The organism is Burkholderia sp. PAMC 28687, from assembly GCF_001577465.1.
Classification (GTDB): Bacteria; Pseudomonadota; Gammaproteobacteria; order Burkholderiales; family Burkholderiaceae; genus Caballeronia.
The window spans coordinates 929526-945258 of sequence record NZ_CP014506.1 but is presented as its reverse complement, the minus strand read 5'-3'; the positions used below and the strand labels follow the sequence as shown (position 1 = coordinate 945258).

Annotated in this window: 15 protein-coding genes; 13 read left to right on the top strand and 2 right to left on the bottom strand. The window is 59.7% G+C overall.

Features of this window, described 5'->3' with window-relative positions:
- Window positions 1-296 precede the first annotated feature (296 nt).
- Window positions 297-890, top strand: a complete 594-nt coding sequence (locus tag AX768_RS19645) for an ureidoglycolate lyase (protein WP_231941413.1) — start codon at window positions 297-299, stop codon at window positions 888-890.
- A 67-nt stretch (window positions 891-957) separates the two neighbouring features.
- Here the strand turns inward: AX768_RS19645 and AX768_RS33770 are convergent, their stop codons facing one another.
- On the bottom strand, window positions 958-3846 hold the full coding sequence (locus AX768_RS33770; protein ID WP_172811987.1) for a bifunctional diguanylate cyclase/phosphodiesterase: 2889 nt from the start codon (window positions 3844-3846) through the stop codon (window positions 958-960).
- Window positions 3847-3992: 146 nt separating this feature from the next.
- Window positions 3993-5579, bottom strand: coding sequence for a methyl-accepting chemotaxis protein (locus tag AX768_RS19635; protein ID WP_082778945.1), 1587 nt, complete (start codon window positions 5577-5579; stop codon window positions 3993-3995).
- Window positions 5580-5817: 238 nt separating this feature from the next.
- On the opposite strand from AX768_RS19635, the gene AX768_RS34110 reads away from it, so the two are divergent.
- The 12 genes from AX768_RS34110 (at window position 5818) to AX768_RS19580 (ending at window position 15710) form a co-directional block, all read left to right on the top strand.
- Window positions 5818-5946, top strand: a complete 129-nt coding sequence (locus AX768_RS34110) for a hypothetical protein (protein ID WP_257722383.1) — start codon at window positions 5818-5820, stop codon at window positions 5944-5946.
- A gap of 285 nt (window positions 5947-6231) precedes the next feature.
- Window positions 6232-6417, top strand: coding sequence for a Flp family type IVb pilin (locus AX768_RS19630; protein WP_062001736.1), 186 nt, complete (start codon window positions 6232-6234; stop codon window positions 6415-6417).
- A 70-nt stretch (window positions 6418-6487) separates the two neighbouring features.
- Window positions 6488-6994: an A24 family peptidase gene (locus tag AX768_RS19625; protein WP_231941412.1), complete on the top strand. Its 507-nt coding sequence runs from the start codon at window positions 6488-6490 to the stop codon at window positions 6992-6994.
- Between the two features lie 12 nt (window positions 6995-7006).
- The gene (gene cpaB, locus AX768_RS19620) at window positions 7007-7969 is read left to right on the top strand and encodes a Flp pilus assembly protein CpaB (protein WP_062001734.1); all 963 of its coding nucleotides are present in this window, start codon (window positions 7007-7009) and stop codon (window positions 7967-7969) included.
- Between the two features lie 235 nt (window positions 7970-8204).
- Window positions 8205-9530 (top strand): type II and III secretion system protein family protein, encoded by a 1326-nt coding sequence (locus AX768_RS19615; protein WP_062002349.1) that lies wholly within the window; start codon window positions 8205-8207, stop codon window positions 9528-9530.
- A gap of 10 nt (window positions 9531-9540) precedes the next feature.
- A complete protein-coding gene (locus AX768_RS19610) occupies window positions 9541-9915 on the top strand; it encodes a CpaD family pilus assembly lipoprotein (RefSeq protein WP_062001733.1) in 375 nt (124 codons plus the stop codon).
- Window positions 9916-9946: 31 nt separating this feature from the next.
- Window positions 9947-11167 carry an AAA family ATPase gene (locus tag AX768_RS19605; RefSeq protein WP_062001732.1) on the top strand — a complete coding sequence of 407 codons (1221 nt, stop codon included), beginning with the start codon at window positions 9947-9949 and terminating at the stop codon, window positions 11165-11167.
- Entirely contained in the window at window positions 11167-12591 is a 1425-nt protein-coding gene (locus AX768_RS19600; protein ID WP_062001731.1) for a CpaF family protein, read from the top strand. The genes AX768_RS19605 and AX768_RS19600 overlap by 1 nt, the downstream gene beginning before the upstream one ends.
- A complete protein-coding gene (locus AX768_RS19595; RefSeq protein ID WP_062001730.1) occupies window positions 12588-13562 on the top strand; it encodes a type II secretion system F family protein in 975 nt (324 codons plus the stop codon). The genes AX768_RS19600 and AX768_RS19595 overlap by 4 nt, the downstream gene beginning before the upstream one ends.
- The gene (locus tag AX768_RS19590) at window positions 13559-14521 is read left to right on the top strand and encodes a type II secretion system F family protein (RefSeq protein WP_062001729.1); all 963 of its coding nucleotides are present in this window, start codon (window positions 13559-13561) and stop codon (window positions 14519-14521) included. The genes AX768_RS19595 and AX768_RS19590 overlap by 4 nt, the downstream gene beginning before the upstream one ends.
- Window positions 14518-15420: a tetratricopeptide repeat protein gene (locus tag AX768_RS19585; RefSeq protein WP_082778944.1), complete on the top strand. Its 903-nt coding sequence runs from the start codon at window positions 14518-14520 to the stop codon at window positions 15418-15420. The genes AX768_RS19590 and AX768_RS19585 overlap by 4 nt, the downstream gene beginning before the upstream one ends.
- On the top strand, window positions 15417-15710 hold the full coding sequence (locus AX768_RS19580; RefSeq protein WP_062001728.1) for a TadE/TadG family type IV pilus assembly protein: 294 nt from the start codon (window positions 15417-15419) through the stop codon (window positions 15708-15710). The genes AX768_RS19585 and AX768_RS19580 overlap by 4 nt, the downstream gene beginning before the upstream one ends.
- Window positions 15711-15733 lie beyond the last annotated feature (23 nt).

Sequence of the window (15733 nt, the reverse complement as noted above, 5' to 3'; positions counted from 1 at the left end):
TAAACGAACGTTTACAATTTGCGGCATGGTATCGTTAACGATAATGATTCTCAATATTGTTAGAAAGAATTTTGTCGGAAAATCTCCTTATAAAATTTCGATGAACGTCCGGAATGCGAAAGCTCCTGCCATCTGGGTACACCCGAAAATTACAGATTTGTATGCAAAAGTAAATGTGCGCACGCTCTCTTGTCCGAGTACCAGCAACAGGTTTTTTGCTCGGATAAGCTGTCGCAATGCCTAATGTGTTCGATTACCTCAACCCCGCCCTTCCCCGAGGGCTGCGACGCGTGTCGATGCCTGTAGTCGACGCCACCCCTGCCGCGCTCGATGGGTTTGGCAAGCTTGTGAACGACCCGGGCGAGTGCTCGATCGAGATCGTGCAGTGGCCCGCAACCGGGACACGGCCCATTGACGCTGGAACGGGGGACGAAGCAGGCACCATCGAAGGGACGTTCGTCAGCGAATGGCGCGGAGACATTCTCTATGGTCGAAACGAGGCTGTAAGCGGCAACTACATCCTCGCCTACGCGACGGAACCTGAAGAAGCTCGCGACGACAGTGCCAATGCCCCGGGAGAGATGCTGCTCTGGCACGCGAACTACCACCCGGACGGCGGCCAACTGTTTTTCCCTCTCGACCATCGTCCGTTCTACGTTCCATTGGCCTTGCCGGGCGACGACATTGCACCAGAGAAATTTGTCTGCTTTCGCTTCGACGGGCAGCAGGGTCTCTACATCCACCCGAACGTCTGGCACGAAGGTGTGTTCGCTCTTGCAGGAACACAGCGATTTTTCGACAAACAGGGTGCGGTCCATGCCCGCGTCTCTGTCGATTTTGCTCGCGAGTTCAGCTGCCTTCTCGAGGCGCCGATTCTCAAGGACGTATGAAGGTTCGCAGTCGAGATCCTGCGTTCCGTGCTCATCGGAGCATCCGCGGCCGAGCCGACGCGCTGATTCAGAGCTGGTGATCCACGAGATTGCGTCGCATGGCGCCTGGAGGCGAGTCCTCGAACCAGGGCAATAAAGCGTGAACCGGCGCTGGCCGCGCGATGAGGAAGCCTTGCAACTCTGCGCAATGCTCATGCAAAAGCGCCTGCCTCTGTTCTTCCGTCTCGACACCTTCGGCAATGATCGGCATGCTCAAGCTTCTGCACAGCCCGCTGACCGCGCGTACGATCGCTGCCGATTTCGGGTTCTGGCCCAGGCCGCTGACGAAACCACGGTCTATCTTGACGCGCGTAAAGGGAAAGCTCTGTAGCATGCTGAGCGAAGAATATCCGGTACCGAAGTCGTCCATCGCAACCCCGACACCCAGCGCGCGAATCTCGTCGAGGATGCAACGCGGCGCGGCCGCCGATTCCAGCAGAGCGGTCTCGGTGATCTCGAGTTCCAGACGATGCGGCTGCAGCCCCGACACGCTGAGTGAGCGCTGGACCGTCCCCGTGAAGTCCTCGTACAGCAACTGAGCCGGCGAGACGTTCACGCTGAGCCGGATATGCGCCGGCCATTGCGATGCATCGCGGCACGCTCTCATCAGAACCCATGCGCCGAGTTCGGGCATGAGCCCCCGCTCTTCAGCGATGGGAATGAATTCGACTGGCGATATGTTTCCGCGCCGCACGTGATTCCAGCGCAATAGCGCCTCGCACGCGGTGATCTGACCTGTCTGGGCGTCGACGATTGGTTGATAGTGCACCGCCAGTTCGTCTGCACGCAGGCTTCTGCGCAGCTCGTCTTCGAGCTCGTTGCGCAGACGAAGCGGATCGTTCATGCCCCGTTCGTATAGCCGATAACAATTGCGGCCTTCACGCTTGGCCTTGTAGAGCGCAAGATCAGCTTGCTGCAACACGATACTCGCATCGGTGCCGGCGTTCGTGCAGTGGACTATGCCGATACTCACGCCAACATTGATCTCGTTGCCCGCTATATCGAACGGCGCAGCCAGTCTGGCAATGCAACGCTCGGCGAGAGACGCTGCGTCTTCCGGAGATTGGCTGGCGGCCTGGAGGATGGTGAATTCGTCACCGCTCAGACGAGCAAGCTGGTCGCTTGCTCGCAGCGACGCACACAGGCGCTGAGAGACCGCTTTCAGCAATTCATCGCCCGCGTGATGACCCAACGTGTCGTTGACTACCTTGAAGCGATCCAGATCGAGATACAGCAGCGCAAAGGGACGGTCTTCCGAACACGTGCCGGCTAGCTGCTGGAGCCGTGCCTGGAAGGTGACGCGATTCGGCAGATCAGTCAGATGGTCGTGATGTGCAAGGTAACTGATTCGTTGCTCCGCGACCCTGCGCTCGGTGACATCCTCGATGGTCGAGACCCATCCACCGTGCGAAAGCAGTCGTGTCACCACCCCGATACTTCGTCCCCGATGCTGGAACTCGATGTGTTTCTGAGTCTGCCCCGGTTCCGTGGCGCGTAACAGCTTGCGGCGCAAGTCGGTGATCGTCGCCGCTGTTTCGCCTATCGGCGCGTGGCCATGCTCGCAAACGCGGCGCAGCAAAGTGCGCAAGGATATGCCGCCAGGCAGGCTGCCGGCTGGAATGGACAGGATGCGGGCGAACTGGCCGTTGCACAACACCAGCCGTCCGCGCTTGTCGAAGAGGCTGAGGCCCTGCACCATGTTGTCGAGTGCGAGGTCCAGATTGCGGGTCGTTTGCTCAAGCGCGAGCGCTGTCTCGCGCTGGTCGGTGCAGTCGCGCGTGATCTTGGCAAAGCCGAATAGCTGGTCGTCATCGTCGTAGATTGCTTGAATGAGGACATGCGCCCAGAACTTCGTGCCGTCCTTGCGGACCCGCCAACCTTGCGCCTCGAACTTGCCCTGCGTGCGCGCTGTCTCCAGCCCGGCTTGCGGCAATCCCAGCTCGCGGTCGGCCGGATCGTAAAAGCAGGAGAAATGCTTGCACACGATTTCGGACGCCACGTAACCCTTTGCCCGCTGCGCCCCGGCGTTCCAGTTCGAGACGATGCCATTGATATCCAGCATGTAAATGGCGTAGTCGGTCACCCCTTCAATCAACAAGCGAAAGCGCCGCTCGTGATCGCGCGTCTGCTCCTGAAGCGCACGCGCTTCCGTACGATCGCGCGTCACCTTCGCGAAGCCGAAGAGCTCACCATAATCGTCAAAAATCGGGTCGATCACGACGTGCGCCCAAAAGCGCGTGCCGTCCTTGCGCACTCGCCAACCTTCAGTCTCGAACCGCCCGTCGTGAAGCGACTTGGCGAGGCTGCGCGCCGGCAGCCCGGCATCACGATCCTCGGGCGTATAGAAACAACTGAAATGCTGGCCAACGATCTCGTCCGCCGAATAGCCCTTCGTGCGCTTGGCACCCGCGTTCCAGTTGGACACGATGCCGTCCGTATCCAGCATGTAGATCGCATAGTCGGTCACACTTTGCACGAGATAGCGGAAGCGCCGTTCGTGATCGATGGCGTGGTCACGCATGCGTCGCTGTTCGGTGAAGTCGCGCGTGATCTTCGCAAAACCGAACAGACGTCCATTGGGGTCGCGCAGCGCGTCGATAACCACATGCGCCCAGAAACGGGCGCCGTCCTTGCGCACACGCCATCCCTCGGCTTCATACTTGCCTGTGGTGCGCGCGGTTTCGAGATTGCGCCCCGGCAGATCGTCGAGCCGTTCGTCGACTGAATAAAAGCAGGAGAAGTGCCGTCCGACGATTTCGCTCGCTGCGTAGCCTTTGGCTTTCTGGGCGCCGGCGTTCCAGGTGACGACCATACCGTCCACATCCAGCATGTAGATTGCGTAATCCGTTATGCCTTCTACCAGGCGTCGGTAGACGTCATCGCCGGCATTCAAGAGGCTGCCTTGAAGACAGGCCACATGGTTCCTTGAATCTTGCTCGCTCGTGTGTGATTGCATTGTGGGTCTTTGGTCCCGCTAAACGGTTCGATGTACGTTAGCAGACAGTTCAGAACTCAGCATGGTCTTGATTTTAGAACTCTTCATGCAACGATGCACCGACCGGGCTACGCCGTTGCCGTGTTCTGAGTCAGACGAAACAGCGAAACCGCTTGTGTCAACCGACGGCCTTGGGCATCGAGCGATTGCGATGCCGCCGCCGCTTCTTCGACCAGGGCGGCGTTCTGCTGCGTCACCTGATCCATTTGCGAAATCGTCTGGCTCAATTGCTCGATACCATTGCTTTGCTCGTTCGATGCCGTTGCGATTTCACCCACGATATCGCTGACCTTCGAGACCGTTTCCAGTACCTGCGCCACGGTCATGCCCGCTTCTCCAGCAAGCGACGAGCCTTCCGAGATGCAGCCCACCGACGCCTCGATCAATTCCTTGATCTCCTTTGCCGCGCTGGATGAGCGTTGCGCCAAGGAACGTACTTCCGCTGCCACGACGGCGAAACCACGCCCCTCTTCTCCAGCGCGGGCGGCTTCGACGGCTGCATTCAACGCAAGAATGTTGGTCTGGAATGCGATACCTTCGATGATGCCGGTAATATCCGCGATCTTTTCCGAGCGCACGCTGATCTCCGACATGGTCGCAACCATTCGGTTCACGGCCGTATTGCTCTGGTGCGCGACAGTAGTGGCCGTCGACGAAAGCGCTCGTGCCTGGTGCGCATGCTCGGCGTTCTGCCGAACCGTCGACGTGAGCTCCTCAACGTTCGATGCCGTCTCTTCGAGCGAAGCGGCCTGTTCTTCAGTACGAGTCGAAAGATCCGCGTTTCCTGCTGCGATCTGATTCGATCCAGTGGCAATGCTGTCGGCTGATGCCCGCACGTTGGCGATAAGTTCGACGAGCTTGGTTTGCATCGTGCTCATTGAAGCAAGCACGCTTGTCGGGGGCGCCTTGTCCGCGCCCGCAACGGCACTCAGGTCACCGCTTGCAACCCGCTGCACCACCTCGCTCAATGTATCGGGCTCGGCACCCAGAGCGCGCAGGATGCTGCGTGTGATGACCGCACCTGCAATCGCCGCCGACAGGGCCGCTGCCACACAGGCAGCGATCAGCAACAAGCGCGATATCGCGTAGTGTTGAGCTGACTCACGCACGAGCATTGCTTCGCGCTGACTTGTCATATCGGAATAGTCCTGCGTTGCCTTGACAAGCGCTGCGAGTAACGGGCGGCACTCGTCGTTCATCTTCGCAATCGCTTCATCATGCCTGCCCTTGAGCGCGAGATCGACAATGGCAAGTGCGACGGGACCATATAACGATTCAACCCGATTGATCTCTTCGACGCGTGCACGCACTTCGGGCGTCACGTCCGTCGCGCCCGCTACCAGGTTGTCGAAGTTTCGGAGATTGCGCTGGACATCTTCGTGAGCCTGGATGACCGCGGCCTTTTCGATCTCGAGATCAGCAGGCTTGGTGACAAGCACGAGATTGCGCGCGGCAATCGCTCGCCGGTCGACGGCGGTACGAATTCTTTCCGCAATGTTCGCCCGGGTGTTGATCCCGTTCACAAAGGATTCGAACCGCTGGTTCGATGCACTGAGCGATTGAACCGATAATGCCGCAACGATCAGTACTGCGCCGGTGAGCGCGCCGAAGCCGGTTGCCAGCTTCGTTTTTACTTGCATACGTTGGAGATTCATTTTTTCGTGTATTGGGTGCGTCACGAGAAATCAAGTCCTGTTCGCGACGTTAATGGCGAGCCTTCGTCGTGCAAGAGAACGAAAGCGAATGTACTGCACATTGCTTTACTTAACGGGGCCTGCCACCCCAACTTTAGTGTCGACAAATGTTGTGCAGGAAATGCAGACGTTTGCTGGCGAATTTATCTGCGTGAGAAGTCCTGGTGCTTGCAGCCCCGATGGCCTCGACGGAGGTTGCATGAGACGCCGTGTTCCTGGATTGGCTCACGATTCAGCGATCGCGCAAGAAAATTTAGGTTCCCAAACAAAATTTTTAACGCGTGTGGAGAAAAAATATCGCGCTGATGAGTTCGGCACTAATTACTGATTTCGTAGCTCGCAAGATCGTCGCAAACGATTGCAAAACACGCGGCGTCCCTTAATTAAAAGTTATTAGCGCTTGTCCACGTTTTATCCACCCAAACACAGGTGCGCTGCTGAATCCTCCGCCTTTGCGCGCTCTCAAGTTCGTTTTAAGCACGCCGTAAATAGGCTCACCACCTACCTGCCGACCGTATCCGAAGAGATTCATCGGTAGGGACGGTGGGGATGTTTTTGGCCGGCTCGCACGGAATGGGCGAGTCAACTACCTACCGTTAAAAGGATGTAAAAGATGCGCAAAGTCATTAAGGCATTTGTTCGCGACGAACGTGGCGTGAGCGCCATGGAATACGCAGTGTTGGCAGGCATCGTCGTGATCGCTCTTGGCGCCATGGCAGCTACGTTCAAGACCAGCACGGGCACCATGTTCACCAACTTGTTCACCAAAGTCACTGCGTCGCAAAACAAGGCGAACTAATCGCCTCGCCGGAGATCCGGCTGCTTGGCGGCCAGATCTCCTTCTTAACCAACTCTGAATTGCGCTCATCGTGTTACTGCCCCTGACCATCCGTTTGTTTGTCCTGTGCGCGCTGTTATGGCTTGCAGTATTCGACGTCCGGTTCCGGCGTTTGCCCACGAAGATCGTACTTGCGATAGGCGCACTGTTTTTTGTCGATGCGTTGTTTCTCCGGATGCCGTTCGGCGACGTGCTGAAACACGTTGCGCTTGCGTTGGGCGTGTTCCTTTTCTGTGCTGTCTTGTTCGCGGCGAACCTGCTCGGCGGTGGCGACGCAAAACTTGCAGCAGTGATTTTTCTATGGGTTGGCCTGGGCTTGTCGATACCAGCGATGACCTTGATTTCCGTGATCGGGACGGTTGTATCGCTTGTCAGTCTCGCCACGAAACGAATAAACCCGGAGCACCGCTCCCAGCAGATGCGAGTACTTGCGATGTTTTCAGGTACGCGTGGCGTGCCGTATGGCGTTGCACTCGCGCTAGGCGGCGGTACGGTCATCGTGCTGCCAGTCTTGCTCCCAATATTATTGACGCGATAGGACGGCGTCCCTATGTCCAACATCATCAAATTCAGCGTGCTTCTGGTTGGAGCGGTCCTGATCGCGTTGATTGTGCGTGTGGTTGTGACCAGCGCCTCTCAGTCGGCGGCTCCGACTCTCAGCACTGAAAAAGTCCTGGTCAGCGCAGCAGACCTGCCGCAGGGGCTGTTGCTGCGCGATGAAGATCTGACGTGGAAGAAGCTTCCGGCCGAAAGCGTTCCGCCCAACGCGATCATCTCGGGAGCGCCAGGCGCAACCGACCTGAAAGGCGCGCTGCTGCGCCACCCGGCAGCAATCGGTACCGTCCTCGTCTCCGACGACGTGATTCTGCCGAACGCGCCGGGCTTTCTCGCTGCGACGCTCAAACCGGAAATGCGCGCGGTGTCTGTCGCCGTGGACGACGTCTCCGGCAACGCCGGTCTCATCCAGCCAGGTGACTACGTGGACCTGTTGCTCACGCAACAGATGGAGCGGCGCACCGATTCGCCGGACCTCGCAGTGTCGAGTGAAACGGTGGTCGAACACGTGCGCGTCCTGGCAGTGGGCTCGGAGATCCAGCGTCCCAAAACAGGCGATACACCCGACATCAACAACCGCGCCCGCACGGTCACGCTGGAAGTCACACCGCGCATGGGCGAAGTCGTCGCAGTTGCCGCGCGGCTCGGCAGCCTGTCGCTGGCGTTGCGCAGCTTCGCCACCGTCACGCGCGACCCGGCGGTGCCTTTTGCCGGAAGCGCTGCGATGTCAGCGCCTGTTTGGGCCGGCGACATCTCGCGGGCGGTGCGTGATTTGCCGCGAGCGCACACGTTCCAGCCTACGTCTTCGTCCACTGCGTCAATGCCGCCAATGCCACACGCTGTAACGATCTACAGAGGTTCCGAAAAAGCAGACGCAACAACGAGCGTCGCTCAGGCCACCGGCACACCGGCGCCCGGCGATGTGCCGCCACTGCCTGCCGTATCTACACCGCGCTGATGCATGCGCAAACCGGTGGAATCGTATCCACTCGCCAGGATAGAGAGTCATGAAAATGCAGTTTGGTTCGATTCGAAAGCAGCTTGGGACGACCGCTTTCGCCGTGGCGTGTGGCGCGTCATGCGTTGTGCCCACGTTCGCCGCGTCGCCCGTGTCGTCGTCAAAAGCCGTGCGGGAACACGCCCAGACGGGCACGCCACGGTCTGTAGCAGCACTGGCCAACCCCAACGCCAACATGCTCTCGGCGCCGACGCAGGGAACGCTCGAAGTGGGCGCGGGCAAGGGCGTGCTGGTTCGCCTCAGTGAAGACGCGGTGTCGGTGTTCGTCGCCGATCCGACCGTGGCCGACGTGCACGTCCCATCTCCGAAAGCCGTGTTCGTACTGGGTAAGAAGGCCGGCACCACGACGCTCTATGTGCTTGGCGCAAACAACAAGACGCTGGTGCAACGCACGGTGTACGTGGGACGCGACATGGACTCGTTGCGCAACATGATCGCCGCGCGCTTCCCGAACATGAACGTGCAATTGACGACCGGTCAGGGCTCGCTGATGGTGACGGGACAAGCCCCGACTTCGACCGATGCCGATGCCGTCGTTGACTCCCTTACCCCCTATCTCGCCGACAAGGAGGTGCTGGTCAACCGCATGACGATCGACCGTCCTTTGCAGGTCCAGCTGCGCGTGCGGATCACCGAAGTGGATCGTAATGTGACCCAGCAGCTCGGCATCAACTGGCAAGCGATGGGCAATGCGGTCGGCAACATCTATGGCGGTATTTTCAGCGGCCGCTCGATCTACAACCTGAACAATCCGATCACCACACCGTCGGGTGGCACTACCTACCCTCTCAACCTGCCGACCAACAACGCGTATTCGTTGTTTGGCGCATTCAAGACGAACAATGTGGATATTCGCGCACTGGTCGACGCCCTGAACCAGGAAGGGTTGTTGACGATACTTGCAGAACCGAATCTCGTGGCACTCTCGGGACAGACAGCGAGCTTCCTCGCAGGCGGCGAATTTCCGATTCCGGTATCGCAGACCAACGGCGCGATTTCGGTTGAATTCAAGCAGTTCGGCGTGAAGCTGGATTTCACGCCGACTGTTTTGAACGATCACCGCATCAGTCTCAAAGTACGTCCTGAAGTCAGTCAGATCGATACATCGGTGAGTGTCACCACAGGCGGCATCACCGTGCCGGGACTGAGCGTGCGTCGCGCCGATACCACCGTGGAACTCGGAAGCGGCCAAAGCTTCGCCATTGGCGGGCTGCTCCAGAGCAATACCACGGACATTATTTCGCAGGTCCCGGGCATGGGCTCGATTCCGATCCTGGGCAAACTGTTTTCATCGACGAACTATCAGAACAACAAGACCGAACTGGTCATCATGGTCACGCCGTATCTGGTCGAGCCGACGGACCCGTCGAAACTGCGCTCGCCGCTGGAATCACTGACGTCGCCGAGCAATGACGTCGAATACAGCTTCAGCCGTCAAGCCGGCGCACCGGCCGACGCCGCACAACCGCGTCTTGTCGGCGCAGCCGGCTACGTTTACTGAGCCAGACACCATGAAATCCGCCCGCCTTCTCACCCTTGTTCTCGCGTTCACCTTCGCTGTCGGACTCAGCGGCTGTTTCAAGCCGCCGCGCGGCATGCCGGACCAGACAACCGTCGGTTTCGATGGCAAGTCCGCGCTGCCGCCGGACTGCGACACCCTCTCCCGCCCTTCCGTGCTGACGGACGCCGGATGGCACCGGCCAAGCATGCAATGGGGCTGCGCGACCTACACGAATCTGGCCGCTCAGATCGCGAACCCCAAGGACCTCGTCGCGCCCGAAAAACTCGGACCAGCCGATGCGGCCGTAGCGGCGAGCGCCGTTCACCGTTACAAGAATGGCCGGGTCATTCCGCTCGACACATCAACGTCGCGCGATTCCAAGTGACGACGGTCAGCGACCCCTGCGAGAAGAACACATGAGCACAACAGAGTTCAGGGTATCGAAAGCGAAGTCGGGCGCGCGGGTTGCCGACTTCATCGCGTTCGTGACGGATCGGACGACCGAGCAGATCCTCAAGAGTTTCGTCCTCGAAGAGGCTATGCCGCACGTGCATATCGTGCTGGGCAACATTGATGAAGCCATTGCCTATTTGTCGAAGATAGAACGCTCACCGCAATTCCTGCTAGTCGATCTGCATGGCTCGACCATGCCCCTGTCCGACCTCGGCCGGCTCTCTGAAGTCTGCGAGCCGTCGGTACAAGTGGTCGCGCTTGGCGAGCGCAACGACGTAGGACTGTTCCGCAGCCTGCTGAAACTCGGTGTGCGCGATTACTTGGTCAAGCCGCTGACCGTTGAACTGCTCAAGCGCACTTTCAGCATGCAGGATGGAAAGGTCAACCCCGTGACGCTCACGCGCGCTGGCAAGACCATTGCGTTCGCGGGCGCACGCGGCGGTGTGGGCGTCACTACGCTCGCGCTCAATGTGGCGCGGCATCTGGCCGAAGAGACGCACCGGCGGGTCGCCTATGTTGACCTGAATATTCACGGCGGCGCAGCGAACAGCATGCTCGGCATTCAGAGCAACAACGGCCTCACCGATGTACTGCACAACGTGAACCGGCTCGACCCGCAGTATGTCGAGCGCACACTGGTCCCGAAGAGCCGCCGTCTGTTCGTCCTGTCTTCGGAACTCGACCTGGGTACAGCGGCACCGTTCGAGGCGGCTGCGCTTCCGCGCGTGCTGGACTTGCTGTGCGACAGCTTTCACTATGTGATCCTGGATATCGACACCCCGTCCACAGCGCTCGCGCAGCAGGCCTTCGACCATGCAGCGCGTGTCTATCTGGTCGCGGACCGCACCGTGCACTGCACGCGTGAAAGCATCCGGCTGCTCCGCTTCATTGAAGATCGCGACAACAATCCGCCGACTTCGATATTGCTGAACAACCCTAACTCCGCGACGGCCGGCAAGGTGCAGCCTGCAGATTTCATGCACGCGGTAGGCCGCTCCACGCTCTACGAAGTACCGTTCGAGACAAAGGCGGTATCGATCGCAGAGAACCTGGGCGAACCCGTCATGGAGAAGGCCCCTGCGGGATTCAATCAAACCATTGCGCGCATTGGACGGGACCTTACCGGACAGCACTCCGCTCCGGAACTCACGTTCTTCCAGAAACTCAAGTTGAGGAAAGGCTGATGTTCGGCACGAAGCAGCTTGTCCCTTCCGATACGAATTCGGCCGCCGGCGACGTTGCCGATCCGCTCGCATCGCTCGAAGCCGTCATTGCCGCAGCCACCCAGACGGTCGAGACCCCGCGTCCAGTTGCGTCCGCGCCGGCGGTTACCGACGGCAACGAGATGCTGGTCCGCTCCGAGCTGTTCAAGACCATCCGCGCGGCCGTCTTTGCGTCGATGAACGCCTCGGCCGTGGTCGGCAAAGGCCGAGAGCAAATGAAGCCGGGCGTCGAGAAACTGGTCGGTGAGATTGCCGAGCGCGAGCGCCTGAATATCACGGTTACGGAGCGCGGGCAGATTGTGGGCGAATTGCTCAACGACATGTTCGGCCTCGGTCCGATCGAACCGCTGCTTGCCGATGAAACCATTACGGACGTGCTCGTCAACGGTCCCGATCAGGTCTATGTGGAGCGCCACGGCCGCCTTGAATTGACGCCGTACAAGTTTCGCGACAACGCGCACGTGGTCAACGTGGCGCAGCGCATTGCGGCAGGCGTGGGGCGCCGTGTGGATGAAAGCAGTCCGATGGTCGACGCGCGTCTCGCGGACGGCAGCCGCGTAAACGTCGTCCTACCCCCGCTCGCCATTCACGGCGCCACCATCTCGATACGGAAATTTTCCAAGCGCAACATCACGCTGCACCGGATGGCGCAGCAGGGCAACATGTCGCCGCAGATGGCGAACGTACTCAAGCTGGCCAGTACGTGTCGGCTTAACATCATCGTGTCGGGCGGCACGGGTTCTGGCAAGACAACCCTGCTCAACGCGCTTTCGCATTTCATCGATTTAGGCGAACGCACCATCACCATTGAAGATGCGGCCGAGTTGCAACTCGTGCAGCCACACGTGGTCAGCCTCGAAACCCGGCCCGAAAATGCCGAAGGGCTCGGCGGCGTCGCGCAACGTGATCTCGTGCGTAATGCGCTGCGGATGCGTCCGGACCGGATCATCCTCGGCGAAACACGCGGACCTGAAGCGTTCGACGTCTTGCAGGCCATGAACACGGGCCATGACGGGTCGATGACCACCATCCACGCAAACACGCCGCGTGACGGCATCACGAGACTGGAAAGCATGGTCATGATGGCAAACGGCAACCTGCCACTCTTGTCGATCCGCCGCCAGATCTCGAGTGCCGTGCACATGATCGTACAGATCGAGCGGATGCGCGACGGCATGCGCCGGATCACGCGCGTTACCGAGCTTGTCGGCATGGAAGGCGACGTGATCATCACGCAGGACCTCTTCACCTTCCGCTACGACGCGACGGCCTACAGCGAAGAGGTCAAGGGTGTGTTCGAAGTTGGCGCCATGCGGCCGGCATTCATTGCGCGAGCCGCGTATTACGGGCTCGAAGACGCGCTTCTTGACGCAATGAAGCCATGAGCACCGTCGACCTCCTGACCACGTGTTCGTTCGCCGCCGCCCTGCTGCTGGGCGTGATGGTGTTCGTACTGCAGGACATTCGCAAGAACCAGCCCGACGCCCGCATCAAGACGCGCATGCACCTTGCATTCGCGGTAACCGCCACTGACAAGAAAATCCGCAGCAAGTTCGAGACCGACCTCTTCAACGTCATCCAGAGCGATAACGCCGTGACGCGATGGACACGGCCAAAACTCGCGCGCCTGAACACGGTGGCCGGGGCCAAGGGGTTGCGCATCGTGATCGGTGCCGCGATCGCGGGCGAGCTGCTTGCGCTGGCCATGACGACTTTCATGCCGCTGCCGGACATCGCAACACCTATTTTGATGATTGCATTGCCCGTGCTCGGCGGCATGCAGGCGTATCGCTTCTTGATCAACCGCTTTCGCAAGCACTTCCTCGATTCATTCCCCGACGTGATCGACATGATTGTGCGCGCTGTGCGTGCCGGCGTGCCGGTCACGCACGTGATCGGCACCGCGGCCGATGAATGCCCAGAACCGTTGCGGCGCGAATTCAAGCTGATGAGCGACGCGCTTCAAGTCGGCCTCGATCTCGAGGAAGTGCTGGCGGTTGCGGTCAGGCGTATCGAGATCGCGGACTTCTCGTTTTTCTGCGTGTGTCTGCTCTTGCAACGCGAAACCGGCGGCCAGCTTGGCGAGACGCTGGAAAACCTGGCGGGCATCGTCCGGACCCGGCGCGAGATCCGTCAGAAAACCCAGGCACTCACGGGCGAAGCTCGCATTACGACCAAGATCCTCGCCGCTATTCCCGTGATCATCATGCTAAGCATGTATGCGCTCAATCGCGATTATTTGCTGGTGCTGTTCGGAACACCCGCGGGCCATAAACTGATGACGTTCGCGTCCATCTCGATCTCGATCGGACTTATGGTGGTGAACAAGATGGCGAAACTGGACACATCTCGATGAGCAACGAAAGCATTGAAACGCTGATCAACCTGACGATGCTGCTCGCGCTCTTCGCCGTCCTTGCGATCTGGTGGGCAAGCAAACACGGCGGCAAACGCGGCCGGATCGCGGAACGTGCGCGGACCGCTTCGGTTGATCTGCGCGTCGAGCATAGCGGTGGCGACCAGCCGGACCAGACGCCGGCCAGGCGAGTGAAGGTGCTGCTACGGCTTGCGAAGGTTGGCGACAAGCTGCCGCTCTTCGACGCTAAATATAGGCTGAAGCTGAAAAAGACCATGGTGCAAAGCGGCTATCGCAGCCCCCGTGCCGTCTCTATCCTGCTGGCCATCAAATTCGTATTCGGTCTGGTGTGCGCAGCACTCACAGTGATGCTGGGGTCGAGTATTCCTGTGGTCGGTGCGTTCCCGGCATTCCGCGGCATCCTGATGCTGGCGGTGTTCATAGTCGGCATGATCGTGCCGGAATATTTCGTCGCGTGGCGTTCGTCGCGGCGCCGCAAAACAATGGCCGGATGCCTGCCTGATGCGCTCGACCTGCTCGTGATCTGCACGAACGCGGGCAATAGCCTGGGCGTCAGCATCCGGCGCGTAGCCGATGAACTCGCAATGATCTGCCCGCCGCTTTCCGGCGAATTCGCCCTGACCGCTGACGAACTTAAGCTCTCCGGCGACAGCACCCGTGCACTGCAGGAACTGGCGGAACGTATTGACCTGCCTTCGATTCGCGCACTGATTTCCACGCTCACGCAATCGCTGCGCTACGGCACGCCGATCTCATCGGCATTGCGCACCCTGTCGCGTACCGAGCGGCTTGCGCACATTGTCTCGCTCGAAGAAAAAGCCGCGAAGCTCGCGCCAAAGATGGTCGTACCCATGATGCTCTTCATCTTGCCAGCGGTCGTCGCGGTTGCAGCCGGCCCGGCTGTCATCCAACTCCTTGCTTACGTGGCCACTCAATGAAAACCGACAAAAGTCCTGACGCCACGCGCTTGTACGCCGCTGGCAGCGCCGCCCGACGTTTTTATACGCTGGTGCTGGGCGTTCTGACACTTGCGGCATGCGCCGCCTGCACCACTACGACACGGCAGGTTTCCGAGGTAAGGCCCGTCCTTCAAAACAACACGCCGGGCACCATGAGCGAGTTGCGACTCGCGGACTCCGCACTCGATTCGGGCAATATTGAACTCGCGACCACGCTGTTCAACAAGGTGCTACAGACTAACCCGAATTCGGTCGCGGGGATTACCGGACTCGGCAACACGCTTTATGCTGTGGGCGACTTCACGCGGGCAGGTGTCTATTACAACCGCGCTATCAAGATTGATGCGGCTGCGGTGACGCCGATGATCGGATCAGCACGTGTGGCGATCCACCAGCGCCGTTTCAACGATGCGATCAAGACATACCGCGAAGTGCTCGCGCGAGTTCCGAACGACCCGACGGCGTCCGCCGGCCTTGGTGCCGCACTTGACCTGAACAACGACCATGCCGGCGCCCAGGCCGTGCTCAAGCAGGCGCTCGCCGCGAATCCCGGCGACCCGATGTTGTGTGTCAATCTCGGCTTGTCGCTCATTCTTGGCGGCAATCCGCGCGAGGGCGCCAATGTATTGCTCGACGTCACACGATATCCTAGCGCGCCACCACAGGCCCGCCAGGACCTCGCACTCGCCTATGGACTGATGGGCAATAACGATGCCGCCGCCGAAATTCTGGGGCACGACTTGCCGAAAGCGTCGGTGCAGGACAACCTGCGTTTCTACGACATCCAGCGTGCACATCTGTCGCAAGCGGGAAGCGCGGGGACGGCCAACGTGCAGCCTGTTCCGGCCGTTGCAATCCAGTCGGCGAGCGTTCGATGAAAGCGCCTGGACCGCGTAGCCTGCGCGCGCTGTTTGCGCGGATGCTCGGCGACAGTCGCGGCGTTTCGGCGATTGAATTTGCGGTTGTCGGACCGATCGTTTTCATCCTGATCCTCGGGACGCTGGAACTGGCGCTCGACATGTTCGTGGATGCATCCGTGCAGCTCGCGGCCCAAGCCGCGTCGCGCGTTGGCCTGACAACCGTAGATCCTTCTTCCGGAACACGCGCGGATCAGGCGAAGACAATCGTTGCGGCGGCTCTGATTCTTTTGGACACAGATTTGGTGTAAAACCTGTGTTCGAAAAAGGATCT